At 46.8% G+C, this 24,308-nt stretch carries 18 protein-coding genes, 1 pseudogene and 1 riboswitch; of the genes and pseudogenes, 3 read left to right on the top strand and 16 right to left on the bottom strand.

Features of this window, described 5'->3' with window-relative positions:
• Nucleotides 1-8: 8 nt before the first annotated feature.
• The 3 genes from rlmB to hemC form a co-directional block, all read right to left on the bottom strand.
• Nucleotides 9-881 (bottom strand): 23S rRNA (guanosine(2251)-2'-O)-methyltransferase RlmB, encoded by an 873-nt coding sequence (gene rlmB / locus B0180_RS06130; RefSeq protein ID WP_078256133.1) that lies wholly within the window; start codon nt 879-881, stop codon nt 9-11.
• A 64-nt stretch (nt 882-945) separates the two neighbouring features.
• Nucleotides 946-1,710 (bottom strand): uroporphyrinogen-III synthase, encoded by a 765-nt coding sequence (locus tag B0180_RS06125; RefSeq protein WP_078256132.1) that lies wholly within the window; start codon nt 1,708-1,710, stop codon nt 946-948.
• Between the two features lie 3 nt (nt 1,711-1,713).
• The gene (gene hemC, locus B0180_RS06120; RefSeq protein WP_078256131.1) at nt 1,714-2,673 is read right to left on the bottom strand and encodes a hydroxymethylbilane synthase; all 960 of its coding nucleotides are present in this window, start codon (nt 2,671-2,673) and stop codon (nt 1,714-1,716) included.
• Nucleotides 2,674-2,899: 226 nt separating this feature from the next.
• Here hemC and argH point away from each other — a divergent pair, with 226 nt between their 5' ends.
• Nucleotides 2,900-4,303 (top strand): argininosuccinate lyase, encoded by a 1,404-nt coding sequence (gene argH / locus B0180_RS06115; protein WP_078256130.1) that lies wholly within the window; start codon nt 2,900-2,902, stop codon nt 4,301-4,303.
• An 88-nt stretch (nt 4,304-4,391) separates the two neighbouring features.
• Here argH and B0180_RS06110 read toward each other — a convergent pair whose 3' ends face one another.
• The 3 genes from B0180_RS06110 to thiC form a co-directional block, all read right to left on the bottom strand.
• Nucleotides 4,392-4,766, bottom strand: coding sequence for a NirD/YgiW/YdeI family stress tolerance protein (locus B0180_RS06110; protein ID WP_049237993.1), 375 nt, complete (start codon nt 4,764-4,766; stop codon nt 4,392-4,394).
• Nucleotides 4,767-4,901: 135 nt separating this feature from the next.
• The gene (locus B0180_RS06105; protein ID WP_078256128.1) at nt 4,902-6,740 is read right to left on the bottom strand and encodes an ABC transporter ATP-binding protein; all 1,839 of its coding nucleotides are present in this window, start codon (nt 6,738-6,740) and stop codon (nt 4,902-4,904) included.
• Nucleotides 6,741-6,849: 109 nt separating this feature from the next.
• Complete coding sequence (gene thiC / locus B0180_RS06100; RefSeq protein WP_078256127.1) at nt 6,850-8,718, bottom strand: phosphomethylpyrimidine synthase ThiC; 1,869 nt, start codon at nt 8,716-8,718, stop codon at nt 6,850-6,852.
• A 59-nt stretch (nt 8,719-8,777) separates the two neighbouring features.
• Nucleotides 8,778-8,911: riboswitch (TPP riboswitch) on the bottom strand.
• A gap of 126 nt (nt 8,912-9,037) precedes the next feature.
• On the opposite strand from thiC, the gene B0180_RS06095 reads away from it, so the two are divergent.
• On the top strand, nt 9,038-10,294 hold the full coding sequence (locus B0180_RS06095; protein ID WP_078256126.1) for a D-amino acid dehydrogenase: 1,257 nt from the start codon (nt 9,038-9,040) through the stop codon (nt 10,292-10,294).
• A 13-nt stretch (nt 10,295-10,307) separates the two neighbouring features.
• Nucleotides 10,308-10,661, top strand: a complete 354-nt coding sequence (locus B0180_RS06090; RefSeq protein ID WP_078256125.1) for a RidA family protein — start codon at nt 10,308-10,310, stop codon at nt 10,659-10,661.
• A gap of 39 nt (nt 10,662-10,700) precedes the next feature.
• Here the strand turns inward: B0180_RS06090 and B0180_RS06085 are convergent, their stop codons facing one another.
• The 10 genes and pseudogenes from B0180_RS06085 to dnaA form a co-directional block, all read right to left on the bottom strand.
• Nucleotides 10,701-11,981, bottom strand: coding sequence for a valine--pyruvate transaminase (locus B0180_RS06085; protein ID WP_078256124.1), 1,281 nt, complete (start codon nt 11,979-11,981; stop codon nt 10,701-10,703).
• Between the two features lie 39 nt (nt 11,982-12,020).
• Nucleotides 12,021-13,196, bottom strand: a complete 1,176-nt coding sequence (locus B0180_RS06080) for a type III PLP-dependent enzyme (protein ID WP_078256123.1) — start codon at nt 13,194-13,196, stop codon at nt 12,021-12,023.
• A gap of 141 nt (nt 13,197-13,337) precedes the next feature.
• A complete protein-coding gene (locus B0180_RS06075; RefSeq protein ID WP_078256122.1) occupies nt 13,338-13,697 on the bottom strand; it encodes an FKBP-type peptidyl-prolyl cis-trans isomerase in 360 nt (119 codons plus the stop codon).
• Nucleotides 13,698-13,709: 12 nt separating this feature from the next.
• Entirely contained in the window at nt 13,710-14,204 is a 495-nt protein-coding gene (locus B0180_RS06070; protein WP_078256121.1) for a septal ring lytic transglycosylase RlpA family protein, read from the bottom strand.
• A gap of 266 nt (nt 14,205-14,470) precedes the next feature.
• Nucleotides 14,471-15,604 (bottom strand): annotated as a pseudogene (locus B0180_RS06065) (esterase-like activity of phytase family protein); the annotation flags it as partial.
• 259 nt (nt 15,605-15,863) lie between these two features.
• Nucleotides 15,864-17,423, bottom strand: coding sequence for a glutamine-hydrolyzing GMP synthase (guaA, locus tag B0180_RS06060; protein WP_078256119.1), 1,560 nt, complete (start codon nt 17,421-17,423; stop codon nt 15,864-15,866).
• 173 nt (nt 17,424-17,596) lie between these two features.
• Entirely contained in the window at nt 17,597-20,056 is a 2,460-nt protein-coding gene (gene gyrB / locus B0180_RS06055; protein ID WP_078256118.1) for a DNA topoisomerase (ATP-hydrolyzing) subunit B, read from the bottom strand.
• A 137-nt stretch (nt 20,057-20,193) separates the two neighbouring features.
• Nucleotides 20,194-21,402 carry a DNA replication/repair protein RecF gene (gene recF, locus B0180_RS06050; protein WP_078256117.1) on the bottom strand — a complete coding sequence of 403 codons (1,209 nt, stop codon included), beginning with the start codon at nt 21,400-21,402 and terminating at the stop codon, nt 20,194-20,196.
• Between the two features lie 3 nt (nt 21,403-21,405).
• Nucleotides 21,406-22,563: a DNA polymerase III subunit beta gene (dnaN, locus tag B0180_RS06045; RefSeq protein WP_078256116.1), complete on the bottom strand. Its 1,158-nt coding sequence runs from the start codon at nt 22,561-22,563 to the stop codon at nt 21,406-21,408.
• A gap of 37 nt (nt 22,564-22,600) precedes the next feature.
• On the bottom strand, nt 22,601-24,004 hold the full coding sequence (gene dnaA / locus B0180_RS06040) for a chromosomal replication initiator protein DnaA (protein ID WP_078256115.1): 1,404 nt from the start codon (nt 24,002-24,004) through the stop codon (nt 22,601-22,603).
• Between the last annotated feature and the right edge of the window lie 304 nt (nt 24,005-24,308).

The following is a 24,308-nucleotide window of genomic DNA, read 5'->3' as shown; positions in this document are numbered from 1 at the left end:
TATGCTCATCAAACAAGCGGCATCTGCCCAAATCCTTGTCTTTGGCGCATCACTTCATACAGCATCATCCCTGTCGCCACGCTCACATTCAGACTTTGGGGACGATCAGCGATCGGCGCCATAGGAATATAGACCAAAGTATCGCACAAAGTCTGCGTCAATCTGCGCATACCTTCGCCCTCTGAGCCCATGATGATGGCAACCTTGCCCCCAAAGTCGCACTCAAACGCTGGCTTAGCGGTATCATCAAGCGCCGTCCCAAATACGAACACGCCTGCTTTTTTGAGTTTCTCAAGGGTGCGAGCTAAATTGGTCACACTGATGACACTGATGACCTCCGAAGCCCCCACCGAAACCTTCGCAACCGTTGGTGTCATCGGTGCAGACTGATGGCGTGGGATGATCACTGCATCTACGCCCATCGCACAAGCGCTACGCAAGCAGGCACCCAAATTATGGGCATCAGTGATCTGATCAAGCACCAAAAACAGCGCCTCATCTTTGTCCATAAGCTCATCTAGCACCGCCTCATCTGCCATCGGCGTAGGGCGTGCCAAAGCGACAACGCCTTGATGCTGCGGACTGTCACAAAGCTCGGTCAGGCGCTCGCGCTGAGCGCTTTGGATACTGATCCCAAATTGCTCAGCAGACGCTGCGATACGTCGGTGTTCTTCGCTCATTTGACCATCATCACGCCTCTGAATAAATAAGCTTAGCACCTCTTCAGGGCGGCGTTTGAGCAGCATGCTGACAGCGTGGATGCCGTAAAAATAAGGATTTTTGGGTTTGGCTGGCTTAGCTTGACGAGATATTTTATTTAGTTTTTCTTTAGAATGAGATTTTAAGTTGCGGTGATCTGATTTTTGACCGTGTTTTTTCATGGTAGTATCTTTGAGTGATTACATTGATTATCATACCAGTAAGATCGGTATGGCTTGGTTTGGGTTAGGCTAAAGAATGTTGGTGAATAACCTGGCGAATCTCATCAGGCTCAAGCGTCACAAGCTCATCAACCATCGCGTCAGGCTCATGAGCATGGATGATATTCTTAAGTCGCTCGCCGAGTGCCAGATAGCGGTACCGCCGATGATGCGAAAGCCCCCGCCATGCTTGATACGCCATCTCACTGCTGATAATGACAAAGATATCGGCTGTTTCGTTAATGATTGTTAAATTTTGTTGAAAATTCTCCACCAAATCTGCGGGGATGAATCGCTCATACCAACGAATAACATCAATCTTAACGCCCCGCGCTGTTAATGTGTCGTTTAATAGCTTGCGCCCACCAACACCCCGCCAAATCAAAAGCCTACTGCCCGATGTCAGCGCTTGGATCTCAGCCATAGCCAGCATGCCTTCATTATTGGCAATCTTTGGTAAAATGACAGATATTCCACGATCAGTCAGCACTTTGGCAGTCGCCGAGCCGACAGCAACGATGGGCGCATCAGGCAGTGTTTGTTGCCAATCACGCCCACCATGTAGATCATCCAAATACTCAAGCGCACGCCGCGCCGACTCAACACTGGTCACCACAAGCGCATCGTAGTGATGATCAAGCCATGCGTGCATCATCGACACTTCAGCTTGTGTCATGGGCAGCGTTTCGATGTCTAATAGCGGCAGATCAATGACCGTCATATCCGTCATTTGGCGAATGGCTTGTCCGCGGTGCTTAGGTCGGGTATTGATGAGTAACGTTGGCATCATGGATTAATGTGCGTTTTGATAAACTTGTTTTAAGATATTATCCGCGCCTTGGGTTAGTAGCTCGTGCGCGATGTCCACTCCAAGCTGTTCGGCAGCTGGTTCATCCATCTGAGTTTCACCAGTCAATCTGAGTGATTGCTTCGCTTTTAATAAAGTCTTGCCATCCACCGAGCCGACGCGTCCGCGCAGGGTCAGTACACCCTCTTCAATCACGGCAAACCCTGCGATCGGCACCTGACAGCCGCCTTCAAGCGCGCGGTTCATGGCACGCTCAGCCAGCACGCACAGGCGCGTCTTAGGATGGTTTAGCGGGGATAGCAGCGACTTTATTTCTTCATCATCTTGGCGGCATTCAATGGCAAGCGCCCCTTGACCCACCGCAGGCAGCGACAGATCATCATCAAGCTCATGACGAATTCGCTCATGTAAACCCAAGCGCTCAAGACCACTGGTCGCCAAGATGATGGCGTCATATTCTCCTGCATCCAATTTGCCTAGCCGAGTGCCAACATTGCCGCGCAGACTTTTGATGTCCAAATCAGGTCTCGCCTGACGCAGCTGACACTCGCGGCGTAAACTGGATGTGCCAAGAACTGCCCCTATGGGCAAATCATCCAAACGCTCAAAACGATTAGACACAAACGCATCTGTCGGCGCATGACGCTCACAATACGCCCCAAGCATCAGCCCTTCGGGCAATACCATCGGCACATCTTTGAGCGAATGCACCGCAATGTCAGCGCGCTTATCATACAAAGCCTGCTCAAGCTCCTTAACAAACAGCCCCTTACCACCAATTTTAGCAAGCGGCGTGTCCAAAATCTTATCGCCTTTGGTGACCATCTCAAGCAGCTCAACTGACAGCGATGGGTATAATTGCTCAAGTTTCGCTTTGATAAAATTTGCCTGCCACAGCGCCAATGGACTTTGGCGTGTGGCGATGGTTAGGGTGCGCGTGGTCATATTTGATCCAAATCTTTGATAAATTTAACCTATTATAAGAAATTTGGCGAGCAAATACCAACATCTACCATGGATTTATTGATGATCTTTATGCTGATTATTATTAATTAGATATTTTTATTAATCAATTTATAAAATTGAGACAAAAGCACCATCACGCGCTGCCCAAAATTATGGTATACTTTGGGCACGTTTTTATCATTTGAAAGTCATACAAGGAATCACCATGAGCGAACAAACTTCAAGTATGTGGGGTGGTCGTTTTTCAGAGGCGACGGACAGTTTTGTGGCGGAATTTACCGCGTCGGTCAATTTTGATAAGCGCATGGCGCGCCAAGACATCCAAGGCTCAATCGCCCACGCCACCATGTTGGGTGCGTGTGGCATCATCACCCAAGACGAATCTGATCAAATCATTCAAGGTCTGACTCAAATTCAAGCCGAGATCGACAAAGGCGAGTTTGAGTGGTCGGTGGTGCTTGAAGATGTTCATATGAATATCGAAAGTCGCTTGACGGCGCTCATCGGTGATGTCGGCAAAAAGCTGCACACTGGTCGCAGCCGTAATGATCAAGTCGCTACAGATATCCGCCTGTGGCTGCGTGATGAAACAGATAATATCTTGGGGCTACTTGCCAAGCTACAAACTGGGCTACTTGATTTGGCAGCCAACCACACTCACACCATCATGCCTGGATTTACCCATCTTCAGACGGCTCAGCCTGTCAGCTTTGGGCATCACGTGATGGCATGGTTTGAGATGCTGGTGCGTGATAGCGAGCGTTTCGTGGATACGCGCCGCCGCATTAATCAAATGCCACTCGGATCTGCTGCACTGGCAGGCACTACCTATCCGATTGATCGCACCATCACCGCGCGTCTGCTTGGCTTTGAGGACATTTGCCAAAACTCACTGGATGCGGTGTCTGATCGTGATTTTGCCATTGAGTTTACTGCCAATGCGTCTATCTTGATGATGCACTTATCGCGCATGAGCGAAGAGCTGATCTTGTGGATGAGCGCTCAGTTTGGCTTTGTGCATATTCCTGATCGCTTCTGCACAGGCTCATCGATCATGCCACAAAAGAAAAATCCCGATGTCCCAGAATTGGTACGCGGTAAGGCAGCGCGCGTGTTTGGACAGCTCACCACTTTGCTGACGCTCATGAAAAATCAGCCGCTTGCCTACAATAAAGACAATCAAGAAGACAAAGAGCCACTGTTTGACTGCGTGGACACCCTAAGTGGTAGCTTGCTTGCCTTTGCCGATATGCTACCAAACATCACCCCAAATGCCGATAATATGCGTGCAGCGACCATGAAAGGCTACGCCACAGCAACGGACTTGGCAGATTATTTGGTCAAAAAAGGCTTGCCGTTTCGTGATGCGCACGAAGTGGTCGGTAAAGCAGTTGGGCTTGGCGTCTCAAAAGGCGTGGATCTGAGCGAGCTTTCGCTAGATGAGTTAAAAAGCTTTAGCCCACTCATCGGCGACGATGTCTTTGACTGTTTGACGCTTGAAGGGTCGTTGAGCGCGCGCGACCACATCGGTGGTACCGCGCCCAATCAAGTTTTGGCAGCGATTGAGCGCGGTCGTGAGCGGATCATCCATCCCACCAAAACCGCTTAAGGCTTAAGAAAGCCATTTAATCTAAAAATCCCATGCCATGCAGCATGGGATTTTAATTTCAAGATATTATTAAACCAAATTCACCCAATTAACGCACTTGAAGGCGCTTGGCATCAATCTCAATGCGGCGGTCATCACGATCAATCTCACCGTGAATGATCACAGTTTTACCCACCAAAGACTGTGGATTATTTTGATAATAATCATCATCAATCTCAACGATGATACTGCCTGTACCGTCTTGAAGCTCAAATTTTTCGTCGCCGACATAGCGTGTCAATTTACCTTGTACAACCACTTTTGTGTCATCACGCAAGGTCTTAGCCTGTGCGATGGTGCTATTTTGGGCAGCAGGCATCACAGCGGGGGCTTTGGTAGCTTGAGTTTGGTTGTTGGCGTGCGCAGTGCAAGCACTCAAAGTAATTGCAGCCACTGCTGCCACAGCGATATGTTGAATTTTCATAAACACCCCAAATAAGGTAAAAGCGAGATTTGATGCCATTAAACCACAAAAATCTTAAGCAAATTTTAAGCAAAACGGCGGTATTGTAACTGTGTGTTTAAAGTTATCTTAATCAGCTTAGATGATCGGATCAGATCATTCAGCCAAAAATCCGCCGCTTTGGCGCGCCCAAAGCGAGGCATACACGCCGTCTTTGGCGATCAGTTCATCATGACTACCCATCTCAACAATACGCCCTTCGTCCATCACCACCAGTCTATCCATCGAAGCGATGGTTGATAACCGATGAGCGATGGCGATGACGGTTTTGCCTGCCATCATATCATCAAGACTTTGGGTGATGGCGTGTTCAACTTCACTGTCTAGCGCACTGGTTGCTTCATCAAGCAATAAAATCGGCGCATTTTTGAGCATGACGCGGGCGATGGCAATACGCTGGCGCTGACCACCTGACAGCTTGACACCGCGCTCGCCGACCTGGGTATCAAGTCCTGTATTACCCTGCTTGTCTTTTAGGGTCTGGATAAAGTCCCACGCATGCGCTGCTTTGGCGGCAGCGATGATCTCATCATCGGTGGCATCTGGGCGACCATAGGCGATGTTTTCACGCACCGTGCGATGTAGTAGGGATGTATCTTGGGTGACCATGCCGATATTTTGGCGCAAAGATTCTTGGGTGATGGCTTTGATATCTTGATGATCGATGCAAATTTTGCCGCCATCAACATCATAAAATCGCAAAAGCAAATTGACCAGTGTGGACTTGCCTGCACCTGAGCGACCCACCAATCCGACTTTTTCGCCTGCTTTGATGGATAAGGTAAAATCGTCTAATAAAGGATGGGTTTGATTTTTTTTGCCATAATTAAAGACCACCTGACTAAAGTCAATCTGACCGTGTTTCACGTGAAACTCTTTGGCATTGGGATCATCCACCACATGATGCGGCGTGGTCAAAGTCTTCATGCCATCTTGGACAGTCCCCAGATGCTCAAACAAACTTGCCGTCTCCCAAAGCACCCAGTGCGTCAAGCCCTGCAAGCGAATCGCAAGCGCCCCTGCAACTGCCACCGCGCCTGCACCCACCACGCCAGACATCCACAAATACACGCTCATCGCAACCGATCCTGAGACCGTCAAAACCGCGATCATAGAAACCAAAATCTCAAGCAATGAGATGAGACGCATTTGGTTATGCACCTTGCCCAAAAAATGCTGCATGGCTTCCTTAGCATAGCCAGACTCTCGGCGTGAATGGCTAAATAGCTTCACCGTGCCGATATTGGCATAAGCATCAGTGATCCGTCCTGTCATCAAAGCGCGCGCGTCCGCCTGAGCTTGACTGGTGCGCTGCAGCCTTGGTAATAAAAACACCAACAAACCAGCCACCGCCAACACCCAAAACACAAACGGCACCATCAGCAGTGGATGAATGCCTGTCAAAACTGCGCCAGCACCCATCAAAAATGTAATGATAAAGACAAACACGCCAATCAGCGTCATCACCACATCACGCACCGCCAGCGCTGTTTGCATCACTTTGGCTGACACACGACCAGAGAATTCATCTTGATAAAACTGCATCGACTGACCCAGCATATGCTGATGAAAAATCCAGCGCAGACGCATGGGAACCACGCCTTGTAGGACCTGATGCTGAACAGTCGTCTCAAACAAAAGCACCAAAGGAATGAACGCGCTGATTGCCAGCATGATCAATAAATCTGACTTTTTTTGTGCCCAAAATTCACTGGGAGAATACAAATTGAGCCAATCAACAATTTGCCCAACCCACGCGTAGACATACGCCCAATAAATCCCAGAAATCGCCGTCAGCACGGTAAATAATAAAAGCCAACCGCGATAGCCATAAGTACAGGCATAAATAAAAGAAGCCAGCGAATGGGTATGGGTAGGTAAGCTGATATTAGGAAAAGATTCTAAACGTTTTTCAAAATATGAAAAGAACGACATAAGTGACCAATTTTATGAATAAAGTCATTCATTATAGCAGAATTATAATGGCTTGCCGAACACCCATCCGACAAGCCATCTTGACAATACGCCAAAACATGCAGCAGGATCACACCTCGTGATACAGCTTGCTGCCTTCTTCTTTATATTTCGCTTTCATTTCCGCCAAGCCTTGTTCTATGTCTAGCCCCTTGGCATAATCACGCACATTTTGGGTGATTTTCATGGAACAAAACTTCGGGCCACACATCGAGCAAAAGTGTGCCGACTTATGAGCCTCTTTTGGCATGGTCTCATCGTGCATGGAGCGAGCGGTGTCTGGGTCAAGTGCCAAATTAAACTGGTCTTCCCAGCGAAACTCAAAGCGTGCCTTAGACAGGGCATTATCACGCACCTGAGCGGCAGGGTGCCCTTTGGCAAGGTCAGCAGCGTGGGCGGCGATTTTGTAGGTGATGATGCCGTCTTTGACGTCTTTTTTATTAGGCAGACCCAAATGCTCTTTTGGCGTAACATAGCAAAGCATCGCCGTGCCATACCAGCCAATCATCGCCGCCCCAATCGCACTGGTGATGTGGTCATAACCAGGGGCGATGTCGGTGGTGAGCGGACCAAGTGTATAAAACGGTGCTTCTTGACAGACTTCTAGCTGCAAATCCATGTTTTCTTTAATCATGTGCATCGGCACGTGTCCAGGTCCTTCAATCATCACCTGCACATCATGCTCCCACGCTCTTTGGGTCAGCTCACCAAGTGTGCGTAGCTCGCTAAACTGTGCTTCATCATTGGCATCTTGGATACAGCCAGGTCGCAGTCCGTCGCCTAAGCTAAATGACACATCATACGCCTTCATGATTTCACAAATCTCATCAAAATGCGTGTACAAAAAGTTTTCTTGATGATGTGCCAAACACCACTGTGCCATGATAGAACCACCACGGCTGACGATGCCTGTCAAGCGACCCGCGGTCAGCGGTACATAACGAAGCAAGACGCCAGCGTGAATGGTAAAATAATCCACGCCCTGCTCAGCTTGCTCAATGAGCGTGTCTTTAAAAATCTCCCAGGTCAAATCTTCTGCCACGCCGCCTACTTTTTCAAGGGCTTGATAAATCGGTACGGTGCCAATCGGCACAGATGAATTACGGATAATCCACTCACGCGTTTCATGGATATTTTTGCCGGTCGATAAATCCATAATGGTATCCGCCCCCCAACGTGTCGCCCACGTCATCTTAGCGACTTCTTCTTCGATGCTAGACCCTAGGGCGGAGTTACCGATGTTGGCGTTGATTTTGACCAAAAAATTACGCCCAATAATCATCGGCTCACATTCAGGGTGATTGATGTTGGCAGGGATAATCGCACGTCCTGCCGCCACCTCAGAACGCACAAATTCAGGGGTAATCTCTGTTAAATTATTCGCCCCAAAATTCTGTCCTTGATGCTGACGCATGTCCACGCCGTCACGCTGACGCTGATTTTCACGAATGGCGATGTATTCCATTTCAGGGGTGATGATGCCTTGGCGTGCGTAGTGCATTTGGGTAACGTTTTTGCCAAGTTTGGCACGGCGTGGATTGGTGATGTGTGCAAAGCGAATGGTCTCGGTGCGGATGTCTTTGAGCCTTTCACGCCCAAACTCTGAGGTCAAGCCGTCTAATTGCTCGGTGTCATCACGCTCACTAATCCAGCCTTGGCGTAGTTTGGGTAAGCCTTGGTTTAGGTCAATCTTGACATCAGGGTCGGTATAGACGCCCGAGGTGTCATAGACCAAAATCGGTTCGTTTTTTTCAAGTCCGTCTTGGGCAAGTCCTGTGGGCGTGTCCGTCAGGCTGATTTCACGAAAGGGCACTTGGATGTCGGCTCGTGAGCCTTGGACATACACTTTGCGTGATGCAGGTAAGATACGGGTTAAATCTTTGGCGTCTTCATCATGTTGGGCGATGATTTGGTCAAGATTCGTGGCAGATTGGCTCATAATGTGTCCTTAAATTGGCTACAAATCAAGCCATTTAAAGACCATGCCAGCGGTGGCTTATCTTTAATTAACTTGATTCCTACGCAGGTATTAACCTTACAGGTTCAACGGTATTTGTTTATAATTCTTATGAATCTCATCATAAAAATAAAACAATCTCAACAGCTGATTGGCTGTACTCCGTCAAGTTATAAAATCAGTATATCATAATTTTGCTTCAGTGAATATTTTAATCAATCAGTGTTTTTGGCTTGTCAGCGATTGCGTCCGCCTGTTATCATATGCAAGCATACATATTTTGCCTACTTAGGAACATCGCATGAAAGTTTTGGTTTTAGGCGGCGGCGTCATCGGCACTACGACGGCGTATTATCTTGCCAAAAAAGGCGTCCAAGTCACTGTCATCGAGCGTCAGCATACCGTTGCTGAAGAGACAAGCTTCGGTAATGCTGGGCAGATCTCGCCAGGCTACTCAACGCCTTGGGCTGCTCCACAAATCCCCATGAAAGCTGTCAAATGGCTGTTTCAAAAGCACGCACCCTTGGCGATTCGTCCTGATGGGTCAAGCTTTCAGATGGCATGGCTTACCCAAATGCTCAAAAACTGCACCAGCGAGCGCTACGCCATCAATAAAGCGCGCATGATGCGAGTGGCTGAATATAGCCGCGACTGCTTTGGGCAGCTTCGTGAAGACACCGGCATCGGTTATGAGCACCGCACCCAAGGCACGCTTCAGCTGTTTCGCACCCAAGCACAGCTTGACCAAGTCGGTAAAGACATCGAAGTCCTCAAAGAATGTGGTGTGGACTATGAGCTATTAGACAAAGACAGCCTAAGCCAAGCTGAGCCTGCTTTGGCGCATGCGTCAGCACAGCTAACCGGCGGTCTGCGACTGCCGCACGACGAAACTGGCGACTGTAATTTATTCACCAAAGCCTTGGCTGAAATCTGCAAACAAATGGGCGTAGAATTTCGTTTTAACACCACGATTGACAAAATCACTCACGATCACCAAAAAATCACCGGCGTCATTGCGGATGGCGAGCTGATTACCGCGGACAGCTATGTACTTGCATTGGGCAGTTATTCACGCGCGATGGCAAAATCCTTGGGGCTTGATTTACCAGTGTATCCGGTTAAGGGATATTCGCTAACGGTGCCCATCACTGATGAAAGCCGCGCGCCCATTTCTACCGTCATCGATGAAACCTATAAAATTGCCATCACGCGATTTGATCGGCGCATCCGAGTGGGCGGCATGGCGGAGCTTGGCGGTTTTGATCTGAGCTTACGCAAGCAGCGCCGCGATACACTTGAGATGGTGACCAAAAGCCTGTTTGATGGCGGAGATTTGGCGAATGCAACTTTTTGGACAGGGTTAAGACCCATGACGCCAGATGGCACACCCATCATCGGTCAGACGCATTTTGAGAATCTGTATCTCAATACAGGTCACGGCACGCTGGGCTGGACCATGTCCTGCGGCTCTGGCAGCCTCATCAGTGATATTATTACCCATCAGACGCCTGACATCAGCCTTGAGGGGCTGTCATTGGCGCGTTATCAGTCAGTCTAAATAAGGAAAACTTATGAGCACAATCCAAAAATTTGACAGCAATGACACCTTAAGCGAAGTGGCGGTTCATGGCGGTGTGGTTTATTTGGCAGGTCAAGTACCTGACGATGATAGCCTTGACATCGTTGGGCAGTCACGCCAAGTCTTTGCTAATATCGATAAGGCATTGGCTTTGGCAGGCACTGATAAAAATCATCTGCTATCTGCTCAAGTATTCATCAAAAATTTGGATGATTTTGAAGGCTTTAATAACGCTTGGAAAGAATGGATGGCAGGCTCAACTCCGCCAGTAAGAGCAACCATCCAAGCCAACTTGGTCAATCCAAACTGGCTCGTTGAGATCATGGTAACAGCCGCCCAATCATAACCCAAAAAAAATACCGCAGCCGATGAGCTGCGGTATTTTTTAATTGTGATACAACTGCCTAACCACTTCACCAATCGTTTTGATGCCTTGGTCAAGCGTGTGGTCGTCTTGGGCGATCGACAAGCGGATACACTCTTTGGCGTGTGGATAATCCGCCGTCTGCATACCCACAAAAAAATGCTCGCTTGGGATAATCAGCGTGCCTTGCTCCTTTAAAATCTGATACAGCTTGGTCGTAGAAATCGGCAAACCCTCAAACCATACCCACAGAAAAATCGCACCTTCAGGCTGATGGATATAAACTGGATAATCTGCAAATTCTTCTTGGAGACGGCGGATGGCAAATGCGGATTGTTTTTTATAAAATGGGGAGATAAGCTCATCAGACAGGCGAATAATCTCATCATTTTCAAATAACGGTGTGGCAATCGCCGCCCCAAAGCGCACCGGCGATAGATTCACAATGGCGTTCATGTTGCTGACAGCCTTAGCAATCTTTGGATGCGCAATGATAATGCCCGTGCGCACGCCCGGCAGACCAACCTTTGATAGGCTAAAGCATAAGATGGTCTCATCATCCCACTCAAGGCTTGCGCCGGTGTGGATGATATTTGGAAACGGTGCACCATAGGCATTATCAATGATCAACGGGATGCCATGCTTTTTGGCAAGCTGTTTTAGATGCGCCATCTCACTGTCTGTCAGCACATTGCCTGTAGGATTGGTTGGGCGTGAGCAGCAAATTGCGCCAATTTGATTATTATTTAATTCTTCTAAATTTTCAAGAGCATCAAAATCAACTTTATATTTAAAGAATCCTTCATGACCTTCATGCGTGGTTTTTTCTATGATTGGCGGCAATGACACAAAATGGGATCCCTCAACTTGTACATCTGCATAGCCCACATATTCAGGCGCTAAGGGCAGTAAGATGGATTTATGGCTGCCATCACAAAACTGTCCTGCAAATAAATTAAACAGATAAAAGAACGCGTTTTGAGAGCCGTTGGTCAGTACGATGTGATCAGAGGTCAGCCCCCAACCATAGCGACGATTGAAAAATTCAACAAGCACTTTGATAAATTTGGCGTCACCTTGCGGCGACGCATAATTACTCACACTTTCTATCGCTGCGCCGCTGGCAGCGATCTGCTGGAGCGCTGCCTCATACGCTGCCGATACCTCTGGGATGTTGGCAGGATTACCGCCGCCAAGCATATTGATCGGCGTATCACTGTTTAGTGCACTGCCCAAATCATCCATCAGCTGTAGGATGGGGCTATCTTGAATAAATTTTTCGCCAAATTTTGAAAATTGCATTTCAAACCTTATGATTATTTTAATGTTTCATGTGAAACATTATTCAATGTATTTGACTTTTAAAGGCGGAAAACCATTAAACTCAACCGATGAATAAGAATTGGTATAGGCGCCTGTCGTCAGCCAGTAGAGTTTATCGCCGATCTCAAGGTCTTGAGGCAGCTTATAAGCTGCATCTTCATACATGATATCGGTGCTGTCGCAAGTTGGACCTGCCAAAATCACCGTACCTTTTTCGGTGGCGGTTTCCATTTTTGGCGTATAGACTGGATATTTGATCGCCTCACCCAAAGTTTCGATCAAGCCTTGGAATAAGCCCACATCTGTGTACACCCATCGGGTCAAATCAGTGCGTGATTTACGACTGATCAAGACAACTTCTGAGACCAAAACGCCACTGTCGCCCACCATAGAGCGCCCTGGCTCTAAGATAATTTCGGGCATCTCATCTTCATCGAAGTCTTCGGACAAATAGCGGTGAATCTCTTCGGCATAGACTGAAATTGGGTTGACTTCACTGATGTAATTGGTTGGGAATCCGCCGCCCAAATTGATCATTTGAAGCTTAATCCCTTCTTCATATTTCATCCAGTCAAACATATATTTAACCTTAGCAAGCGCATCATCCCACGCTGCCACATCTTTTTGCTGACTGCCCACATGAAATGAGATGCCATAAGGGACAAGACCTAGATTTTTTGCTTGGACAAGTAAATCGATCGCCATGTCAGGATGACAGCCGAATTTGCGTGAGAGCGGCCATTCGGCGGTGTCAGCACCATGCACCAAAATACGGACAAATACCTTAGAGCCAGGCGCGTTATTAGCGATATTAATTAGATCTGCTTTAGAATCTGTGGCATATAAAGTAATGCCTTTATTGTAGGCATACTTCACATGATCTGCTTTTTTGATGGTATTACCATAAGAAATGCGATCAGGTGACACGCCACAGTCCAGCACACGATCCAACTCATAAATCGATGCACAGTCAAAATTTGAGCCCAAATCAGCCAAATATTTGACCACTTCGGTGGCCGGACTTGCTTTCATGGCATAATGGATTTTTGCCTTAGGAAATAGCACGACCATCTCTTCATATTTGGTCTTAATTCGACTCAAATCAACCACCAATAAAGGCGTCTCTTGACCTTCTGCCGCTTGGGTAAATTTTTGCCACTGAGCTTGGCTAAAATATTGATCAATCTTAATCACTAAGACTTGCTCCTATAAAATTTTTTAAAGCTGTGTTGATGTGTTTTGTTAAGCAAATAATGAAACGCATCAAAAAAGCTTGCTTAAGTTTATTATAGCAAGCTTTTGGCGGTCGGGCTATGCTTTTGAGCATCGATCTTGTCAGTCGTCACGAGTGCGCACTTCTAATAGCTCAATCTCACAACGCAGCGGTGAGTTGGGCGGAATTTTACCAATCGCACGATCACCATACGCCAACTGCGCAGGCACGATTAATTCTCGCCTACCGCCAACTTGCATGGGCGCCACACTAACGCCTGAGTCATCAAAGCCTAGCACGCCCAAATCCCAACCTTTGATCACGCGACCTGTGCCGATCACGCACTCAAACGGACGACCACGGTGCGCAGAAGCATCAAACACCGTACCATCCATCAGATAGCCGGTGTATTCAGTGAGAATCAAGGCACCTTTAACGGCAGTTTTGCCTGTGCCAACCACAATATCTGTCGCTTTTATCATAAGCTTTACTTCTTATTCGGTCACTGAAGTATTGCTTGCCAAAGTGATGCGAGTGGTGTGTTCGGTTGACACTTTTTCAACTTGTGATAACGCTTCAGCCACTTTTTGTGCACTTAGGCTGTCTTGTGCCAGTGTGCTACTTTCGATGCCTTGGGTGTCTTGGGCGGTTGAGCCACTGACTTTTTCGATGGTGACGCGCGCACGACCTTGAGAAAGCGGTGCAATTTTAGCAAATGCGCCTTTTGACAAATCCAAGGTCACGCCATATTTACTAAAGCCGCCGCGGTCGTTCACTCGACAAACAACTGATTTACCATTGGCGGTATTGGTCACTTTAAGATGCGTACCAAATTTATGGCTGTTGCTGGCACAGGTCATCGCATTTTGGTTAAAACGCTCGCCATTTGCCGTTTTGCGACCATGAAATTTATCACCATAATAAGTGACGGTCGCCGCTTGAGCAGACAAGGCAGACAGCGCCAAAGCAGCTACAAAAATCTTTTTCATCATCTGATCCTTAGGCTTTTAGCCTTTGGTGGATTTATGTTGATTTCAGTGCAGTTTCACTAAAATCTCAAAAATAATGGCGTATCATAGCCAAATCCCATGATAATTACAAGGATTTACATATTCTTTGACAAATTTTTAACAATTGATATTTAATGTTACTAAAGTATTGCTAAGTCTGTCTTGTTTTTGATTGCCTTCAAATAAATAAGCTCAATATCTAAATTGAGCTTATTTATTAGGTGAGTTGCTATCAAGCGATCTAATCAGCGCAGGGGCTGATGTAAATTTAGACGAATGATTTCATTGTCATCCGCCAAATTTGCATTACGCCCTGACGAGCTTGGAAAATTATTATCATTAAGCACTGTAATAGTGCGATCATCTTCAATGATAATATCTTCGATGGTAAAAAATGGGAAAGTAAATCTTTGACCCACACCCATATCACCTGCTCGAACAGGACCGTACAAATGATCAGGATTATCAATGTTCATCAGATCAACAAGATCGGTGCGATCAACTGCTTGACCTGACTGGCCAAGTGTAATGCGGATCAATTTTTTATAGCCATTCCAATCGTTTTCGGTATCATCTCGCTCAATCACAATCCCTGATCGGTTATCAATCATCTGAAAATCACCAATCGCTGTCGCTCTTTCATCCAGCACAAACCAGTAATGGTTGCCTGTATAAGCTTTTTTCTGAACATCAAATTCAGAGATCAGCAACTGCTTGGTGCTTGCATCAGTTAATGGCTTTTCTAGCGTGGGGTATAAAAATTTGCCGTCAGCCGACAGCGCCATCCCTTCAAAGCCGCCACTGCGCTGCACGGTAGCAGGTGATGAGTATTTAGTGTCTAAAGGGTTTTGAGGTGAGCGCAGCTGCTGATTTTTCTGATTCGGATGTGGCAATGCGATCGGCGGATCAATCAAAACGCCTTGTTTATCAAAATGCAGTAAAAAGGGTCCAAACTCTTCACCGATCCAATAACTGCCGTCAGAGGTTCGCTGAATAGACTCAGGGTCAAAGTCTGCACCTGTTAAGAGTCTGTCAGCTGAGCTTTCATTGACAATTTCAAAGGGGATGAGCTTGTTAGGGTCGCGAAGCTGAATAAAATCCAATACTTTCACCTCGCCACTACCCCCTTCTTTGGAGCGAAAATCGACATCAAGATGATAAATCCGCAATAAAAAATCTGCCGAATTATCCTTGGCGCCATAACCATTATCTGCCAACACAGTATAGCTGCCATCATGGTTTTTTAGGGCGCCAGAAAACCCCTGAACCGGTTGTGCCTTAAAGGGTGCAACGATGCCATTAGCTGTCTTAGCTGCCCTACCTGAGATTGGACCTGTGGCATAAGTTTCGACATCCAGTTTGGCAAACCCTGTCAAAGTTGCCGCAGGATTTGCCCATGCCATAGATGACAAACCCGCCATCAGCGCTAAGAAAATATGTGTTTTGGCGATATACAGTTTCATTATAACTCCATAAATAGTACTTTTGATGGCATTGTAGTCAGCAATGATGACAATAAGACTTAGTTTTTATGACAATTTAAAGATCATAAAGTAAGTTAAAGCTCATAAAGTAAAGATCAAAAAAAAATCGCCCAACCAAGGCGGCTGAGCGATCAGGTCTCATCAGATATGCTGATTATTCCCATTCAATCGTCGCAGGTGGCTTACTTGAGACATCATAAACCACACGAGAGACATCCTTGATCTCATTCATAATACGCGTTGAGATTCTATCCACCAACTCATAAGGCAAATGAGCAAAGCGAGCGGTCATAAAGTCCACGGTCTCGACCGCACGCAGAGCGATCACCCACGCATAGCGTCTGCCATCGCCGACGACGCCCACCGATTTGACAGGCTGAAACACCGCAAAGGCTTGTGCGGTCTTATCATACCAGCCTGATTGGCGAAGCTCCTGCATAAAAATATCATCCGCTAAACGCAAGATATCGGCATACTCTTTTTTAACTTCACCCAAGATACGAACGCCTAAGCCAGGACCAGGGAAAGGATGGCGATAAATCATATGATGCGGAATGCCCAGTGCAACACCCAATTTACGGACTTCATCCTTAAATAAATCACGCAAAGGCTCGACCAGCTCAAACGCCAAATCATCAGGCAGACCGCCCACATTGTGATGTGATTTGATCACATGGGCTTTGCCTTGTTTGCTGGCTGCCGACTCGATGACATCAGGATAAATTGTGCCTTGAGCCAAGAACTTAACGCCATCAAGCTTACGCGCCTCTTCTGAGAACACTTCGATAAACTCGCGTCCAATAACTTTACGCTTAGCTTCAGGATCAGTCACGCCTGCAAGCGCACTCAAAAAACGTGCCTCACTGTCAGCACGAATCACACGAATACCCATATTGTCGGCGAACATTTGCATCACTTGATCGCCTTCGTTTAAGCGCAAAAGCCCATTATCCACGAACACGCACGTCAGCTGATCTCCGATCGCACGATGTAGCAGTGCTGCAACCACAGAGCTGTCCACACCGCCTGATAAGCCAAGTAAGACTTTTTGATCGCCAATTTGCTCTTGAAGCTGCTGGATGCGCATCTCGATGATATTTTCAGAATTCCACGCATTGCCGCAGCTACAAATGATGTGGACAAAGTTTGAGATCAGCTCCACACCTTTTTGGGTATGTGTGACCTCTGGGTGGAACTGCACGCCATAAAATCCACGGCTTTCGTCAGAAGCAGATGCATAAGGGCAGCTTGGGGTGGATGATGTCACAGTAAAGCCTTCTGGCAAGCTGGCTACTTTATCCCCGTGGCTCATCCAGACTTCGGATTGATTTTTTTCGTCGCTAATTTTGCTAAGCAGCTTATCTTGATGTGCGATATCAATTTTGGCATAGCCAAATTCATGCACATCACCCGCTTCAACCCTACCACCCAACTGCTCAGACATGGTCTGAAAACCATAGCAAATCCCCAAAACAGGCACGCCAAGCTCAAATACCGCTTCTGGTGCTCGTGGTGAGCCTGCTTCATGAACGCTTTCAGGACCGCCAGACAAAATAATCCCTTTGGGATTAAATGCACGAATCTCTTCATCAGACATATCAAAAGCGTGCATTTCAGAGTACACGCCTGCTTCGCGGACACGGCGGGCAATGAGTTGGCTGTACTGTGAGCCAAAATCAAGAATAAGAATGCGGTCTTGGGTAATGTTGGTCATTGAGACACCTTACAGATAAGTAGAATAAACGGCATAAAATTTGCGCTATTTTAGCATTTTTTGAGTCTAAAAATAAGTGGCTAATGCGCTTGAGCGCTTAAATTATCATGCATCAAGCCATGCTTTTAGCGCAGTCTAAAAAACCGATGCTTTTTAGGCATCGGTGTTATGATTTAGGCATCAATATCGGCATTGAGTGCATTTTCTTCGATGAAGATGCGGCGCGGCTCAACTTCATCTCCCATTAGGCAGCTGAATAAATGATCAGCTTTGATGGCATCTTCGATGGTGATTTTGAGCATTCGGCGATTTTCAGGATCCATGGTGGTCTCCCAAAGCTGCTCTTTGTTCATCTCACCCAATCCTTTATAGCGCTGCACATCCACACCGCGGCGCGCAGCAAGCATCAGCTGCTGCCAAAGATGATCAAAATTTTTGATTGCCAAATCTTTGTCACCACGGCGTAAAAACGCATCTTCTGACAGCACAGTATTCCACTCAGCAGTCAAGCGCAAAAGACGCGCATAGTCAGATGAACCCAAAAACCCTGTATCCAACAAATACTGATGTGGCAGGCGGTGAATATGAACGGTAACGCGCGGCAACCACTGTCCACTGCTGTCATCTTCGCCCAAGACTTGCACCGCTTCAACTTTGGCATCAAGCTTTGGCTCTAAGTCTTTGAGCTGATTTTCAAGCGCCAAAGCCCACTGGCTGACCGCCTGCTTATCACTGATCGCAGACACCTCAAGCTTAGGCAAGAAAGTCAGCGCATCCAGCAGATGAGACGGATATTTTGATTGCAGGCGTGTTTTAATCGCTTGGCTTTGACTGTAGTCCTTAAGCAGTTTTTCGAGCGCGACACCCGTCACAGGCGGCGTGTCTTTACTCAAAAACAGCTGATGATCATCAATGGTTGATGATAATAAATAAGCATCCAAAGCTTCGGTATCTTTTAAGTACACTTCCTGCTTACCGCGCTTAACCTTATACAAAGGCGGCTGAGCGATATAAATATAACCGCGCTCAATCAGCTCCGGCATTTGACGGAAAAAGAAAGTCAGCAGCAAAGTGCGAATATGGCTACCATCCACATCGGCGTCGGTCATGATGACGATTTTGTGATAGCGAATTTTATCAGGATTATATTCATCAGGTCCAATGCCTGTGCCCAGTGCGGTGATGAGCGTACCTACTTCAGCACTTGAAAGCATCTTATCAAATCGCGCTCGCTCGACATTCAAAATCTTACCTTTCAAAGGCAAGATCGCCTGCATTTTACGATTACGTCCTTGTTTGGCTGAACCGCCCGCAGAATCACCCTCGACGATGAATAATTCAGACAAAGCAGGGTCTTTTTCTTGGCAATCAGCCAATTTGCCTGGCAAGCCTGCGATGTCTAAAGTGCTCTTACGGCGCGTCATCTCTCGGGCTTTACGCGCTGCATCGCGTGCTCTTGCGGCATCGATGATTTTACTTGCAATGGTCTTGGCAGCAGCAGGATTTTCAAGCAAATATTCTGATAAGCGCTCATGCATGGTGGTTTCTACCACAGACTTGACTTCGCTTGATACCAGTTTATCTTTGGTTTGCGAGCTGAATTTTGGATCGGGCACTTTGACCGAAATGATGGCAGTCAAGCCTTCTCTGGCGTCATCCCCTGTGATTTGAACCTTTTCTTTTTTGGTGATATTTTCAGAATCAAGGTAGTGGTTAAGACAGCGTGTCAATGCCGAACGAAAACCAGACAAGTGCGTGCCACCATCTTTTTGGGGGATATTATTGGTAAAGCACAGTACTTTTTCGTTGTAGCTGTCTGACCATTGTAGCGCCACCTCAACACCAATGCCTTCTGCACCATCTGCGCTGAAATGAAAAATGTCGTTTAAGGTCTGTTTATTACCATTGATATAGCCAACAAATTCAGATAAGCCGCCTTTATGCTCAAACACCTGAGAGGTGCCTGTGCGCTCGTCGGTCAAGACGATACGCACCCCTGAATTCAAAAATGACAACTCACGCAACCGCTTGGCAAGGATATCATAGTCAAACTGCTGCACACCCTTAAAGATTTCAAAGCTTGGATAAAATCGAACCTGAGTGCCTGTCTGAGTGGACGGCTCAAGCTTAGACAGCGGAGCGTCAGGCACACCGTCAGTATAGCTTTGGGTGTGAGCATGACCATCACGCCAAATGTTTAAGACCAGCTTTTTGGAGAGCGCATTGACCACCGAAACGCCCACACCATGCAAACCACCAGATACTTTGTATGAATTGTCATCAAATTTACCGCCTGCATGAAGCACCGTCATAATCACCTCTGCCGCCGATACCCCTTCTTCAGGATGGATATCAACAGGGATGCCTCGGCCATTATCCATCACCGAGACAGATTCGTCATCATGGACGATGATATTAATCTCATCGCAGTGACCAGCCAGCGCCTCATCAATGGCGTTATCCACCACTTCAAATACCATGTGGTGTAAGCCGGTACCATCATCGGTGTCGCCGATATACATACCTGGGCGGACACGCACCGCCTCAAGCCCGCGCAAAACTCGGACATTTTTGGCAGTGTATTCAATGTCTTGTGCATCGACCTGTGGATTATTGTTGGTGCTATCGGTCATGAAACTTCCTTAAATATGGCGGTTAATTTTTAAGAAAATTACCCACGATGATTCATAAAAAAAACAGGGCTTATTATAGCATTTTTTTTACAAAAAGTCATTGTCATGCCTAGCTTTTGGCGGGTATTTTGTAGGCCTTATGAGGTGTAACACTCTTGAAATTCGCCTTGTTCCACATGAAACATCTTATAAGATAAATTTTCGGTATTAGGCTGACTTGACACAAAAGTCGCCGTAGAGATGTCAGGCTTAAGCGCTAAGATTTTTTGGTGCGTCTGTGCATTCAGACTGGTGATGATCACTTGACAAGGCAACGACAGCACTGTTTTGAGCAAAATTTCAATGGCATCATCATCAAGCTCAGCATCAAGATCATCAATCAAGACCACTGGCGGATGAGCTGTCTGCACCGATGCTTCCTGGATAGCATGGCACATCAGCTTTAGCTGAGACAGCTTCAGGGCGGTGATGAGCAGTTTTTTTTCACCGCGCGATAAAACATGCGTGGCTTGTTCGCGGATCTTTTGTCCTTGCTCGTTTTGAAAATGGATTTTGACATTGATATCCGCGCGGTGCGCACCGATGCGCGTATAACCTAAGTCGATGTCTTGATTAAGACGCGCCTTTAGGGTTTGGCTCAGGGGTTCTGAGTGGTCAAAACCTGCCAAATATTGAAGGCTAAGCGACGAATGATACTCAGGCAAAAGCTGCTTAATCATCTCATCAAAATACCCAACCCATTGATCAAAAACTGCCAAACGATGCTCGTGTAAAGCATGGGCATAAAATCCAAGCTGCTCATCCCAAGCAAAAAGCTCGGGCAGCTTATGATGAATGCCAGGCTGTTTTAATAGGGCATTTCTTTGCTTGAGTAGGCGCTGATATTGTAACCACTGATGATAAAACTTAGGCTGAATATGAAAAGCCAGCCAATCAAGCATCTGACGCCGAGAGACGCTGCCTTCATCCAATAAGCTCATGCTAACAGGATCGATGAGCAAGGTTGGCAGATGAAAGCTTAGCGTACTTTGGGTTGGGACGGTGTGATCATTAAATCTTAAAATGGTGTCTGACTTGCCTGTCTCGTCGAGCTTTTTTTGGATGGCAAGCGTGCATGGGTCTTCAAATGTTGTGCGCGCCCACACAGTGCAAGCGCTTTGATGGTGGCGGATGTATCGCCTAGGCTCATGGTGGCGAAAGCTTTTGCCTCGTGACAACAAAAACACCGCCTCTAACAGCGATGTTTTGCCACTTCCATTAGCCCCCACAATCAAATTACACGCCGCAAGTGTCAAATTCACCTGCTTAAGATTGCGCAGCTCATGTATTTGCAACTGCTTAATCATAGATTAGCGACGCATCGGCATGATGACATAGCGATGCAGATCATCGCCCGCTTGATAAATCAGCGCAGGTGAGCTTGGCTGATTGAGCTCAAGGCGAATCTCTCCTTCTAAGACATTGAGCACCGCGCGCAGATATGCCTCATTAAAGGTCAACTCAATGGCGTGACCGCTATAATTAACCCCAAGCATTTCTTCAGCTTCGCCAAGGGTTTTGTTGGTGACGCCCACTTTACAAAAATCTGTGGTGTCAAAATTCATCAAAACGCCTGGCTCATCTTTGGTATTTAGTACCGAGATGCGGCGCAGCACATCGACCGCTTCATCTTTATTAAATGAAACAATTTTATCATTATTGGCGGGGATCACGCGGCGATAGTCAGGAAATTTACCCTCAATCAGTCGTGCAGACAGCTTCACCGCGATCTCATTGCCAGTGTCTTCATCTTTTAGCACCAAGCCGACTTGTAAAAATTCTGTATCAAAACCAAGCTCAACGATATTAGACTCATCAACCGTTTTGGCAAGCTCAATCAGCAAGCGCTCCAATTCAGCCACTGCCTTACCTGGAATGATGACTTGATTGGGCGTATAAGTCTCGTCCAGAACTCGATGCGCCACTGCCAAACGGTGTCCATCTGTCGCAACTGCCGTCAGTGTATTTTCCCCAATATCAAACAGCATGCCCGTCAAATAATAACGCACATCTTGGGTCGCCATCGCAAAGCGCGTATGATGGATCAGGCTGCTAAGATCACCTTGGCTGATTTTTATCACACTCAAAGGCGCCGCCGTGCCGATGCTTGGAAAATCATCCGCAGGCAGGCAGCTTAATGTATATCTGCCCGTGCCACTGGTGATGATGCAGCGTGTGGTGTTCTCAGGCACATCAATCATCACCGTCTCTTCTGGCAGTGACTTACAAATGCTAAAAAACATCTCAGCTGGCAAGGTCGTGCTGCCTGGCTGGATACAGCCACCTTCAGGCAAAGCAAATCGTGTGGTCAGCTCAAGCTCCAAATCCGACGCTGTCAGTGTCAAAAATCCTTCTTCGAGCACCAATTTGATATTTGCTAAAATTGCAAAACGATGGCGCTTGTCTGCTGCCTTTACCACCAAATTGATGGCTTTGAGTAATAAGTCGCGATTGATAGATAATTTCATAAAAGCTCACTGAATGTGTTGGTTGCCAGGGCGGTGTTTAGACATATTCTAACATCATCTTCAAAGAATGATAATCCTTTTGAATTTTGGCATCTTGGGCGCGCAGCTCTTCGATCTTCTCACAGGCATGCATGACTGTGGTGTGGTCACGACCGCCAAACACCTGCCCAATTTCTGGGAAGCTGTCACGCGTCAATTCGCGAATGAGTGCCATCGCCATCTGTCTGGGTCTGGCGATGTGGCGCGCGCGTTTTTTGCCCATCAAATCCTTTGGGGAGATTTCATAATACTCAGCCACCAAATCACGAATGCTCTCAGCATTCAATGCCCGAGCGCGCGCTTGAACTTGGTCTTTGATGGCGTCTTTGACAAGTGGCAAGCTGACCGGCTCATTACGCAAAATGGTCGCAGACAGCTGCACGCGTTTAAGCGCCCCTTCCAAGCCACGCACATCTGGCGGTAGGTTTTGCGCCATATACAACGCACACTCTTTGGGCAGTAGCAAATTGAGCACTTGGGCTTTTTTTTCCAAAATCTGAACGCGCATCTCCATATCTGGTGGCTCAATCGACAGCTGCAAACAGCTTGATAAGCGAGAAATATAGCGCTCACCAAAACTGGTCATCTGTGAAGGCGGACGATCTGAGGCGAGCACCACTTGCTTTTGGGCGCCGCCGGCTGAAAACGCATCAAACAGCTTCATCAAAATTTCGGTAACCTTGGGCGCCTTTGAGCCACTGACCATATGCACATCATCAATGATCAGCAAATCCGCTTGGCAAATTTCTTTTTCCATCTGTGCGATGTCATTGGTACGAAACGCTTCCAGCGTGATCTTATAAAAGTGATCTTTGGTAAAATAAAAAAACCGCTTGCCGTATTTTTGATAGCGATGCGCCATGGCATGCATCAAATGCGTCTTGCCCAGACCTGATGAGCCATAGATAAAGATGGGACCGTAGTTATGTTTACTGTCTTTTTTAGAAAGTTCATTACAAGCGTTATACGCAGAGGCATTGGACTTACCTTTGACAAATACATCAAAAGTAAATCCTGGATCAATGGGCAGCCCTTCAACAATGCCCGGTTTTTTGGTGGTAGCTTTGTTGGTTTTGGTTTTTTTGAGCGCAGCGTCACTTGGCGTCGTACTCACCACCATCTCGATACGAACCGATCCGATCGCCCCTTTGCCATGCTGACGAGCAAGATCGGTGATTTGGCTTAGATAATTGTCTTTGACATGCCGCACCCACATCATGTTAGGCGCAAGCAGCAAAAGCTCAGTCTCATTCACTTCTGCCTTTAGGGGTGCGATCCATTGACGAAAGTCTTTATCCGCCATGGCAAACTGTAAATCAGGCAGGCACAGTTGCCACACACGCTCACCCAAATCATTTGGCGAGACGCTATCTTGCACTGGCAAATCTTCAAACAGACTCATGACTTATCCTAATTTAAAAAACAGCTCAAAGTAGATTTTGTACTGCGCATGACCCAAATTGCGCTCAATCGGTGGAGTGAAATAGTATCATAATTTGCTCAAATTACAAGCGTTATTTTTGTGGATAACTTTATGAATAACCTTGTGGATAACCAAAAATACTGACTTTTCCACAGTTTACGCACATTTTATAAACATTAATTTCCACAAGATAAGTCAATGAAAAATATAATAATATTGTGGTTATCCACAAAAATTTTTGGTTTATATTATTATTATAATTAGGTTTAAGATTAAATAATAA

It is taken from the genome of Moraxella canis (assembly GCF_002014965.1).
GTDB classification, from domain to species: domain Bacteria; phylum Pseudomonadota; class Gammaproteobacteria; order Pseudomonadales; family Moraxellaceae; genus Moraxella; species Moraxella canis.
This window is presented reverse-complemented; position numbering and strand designations above follow the sequence as displayed.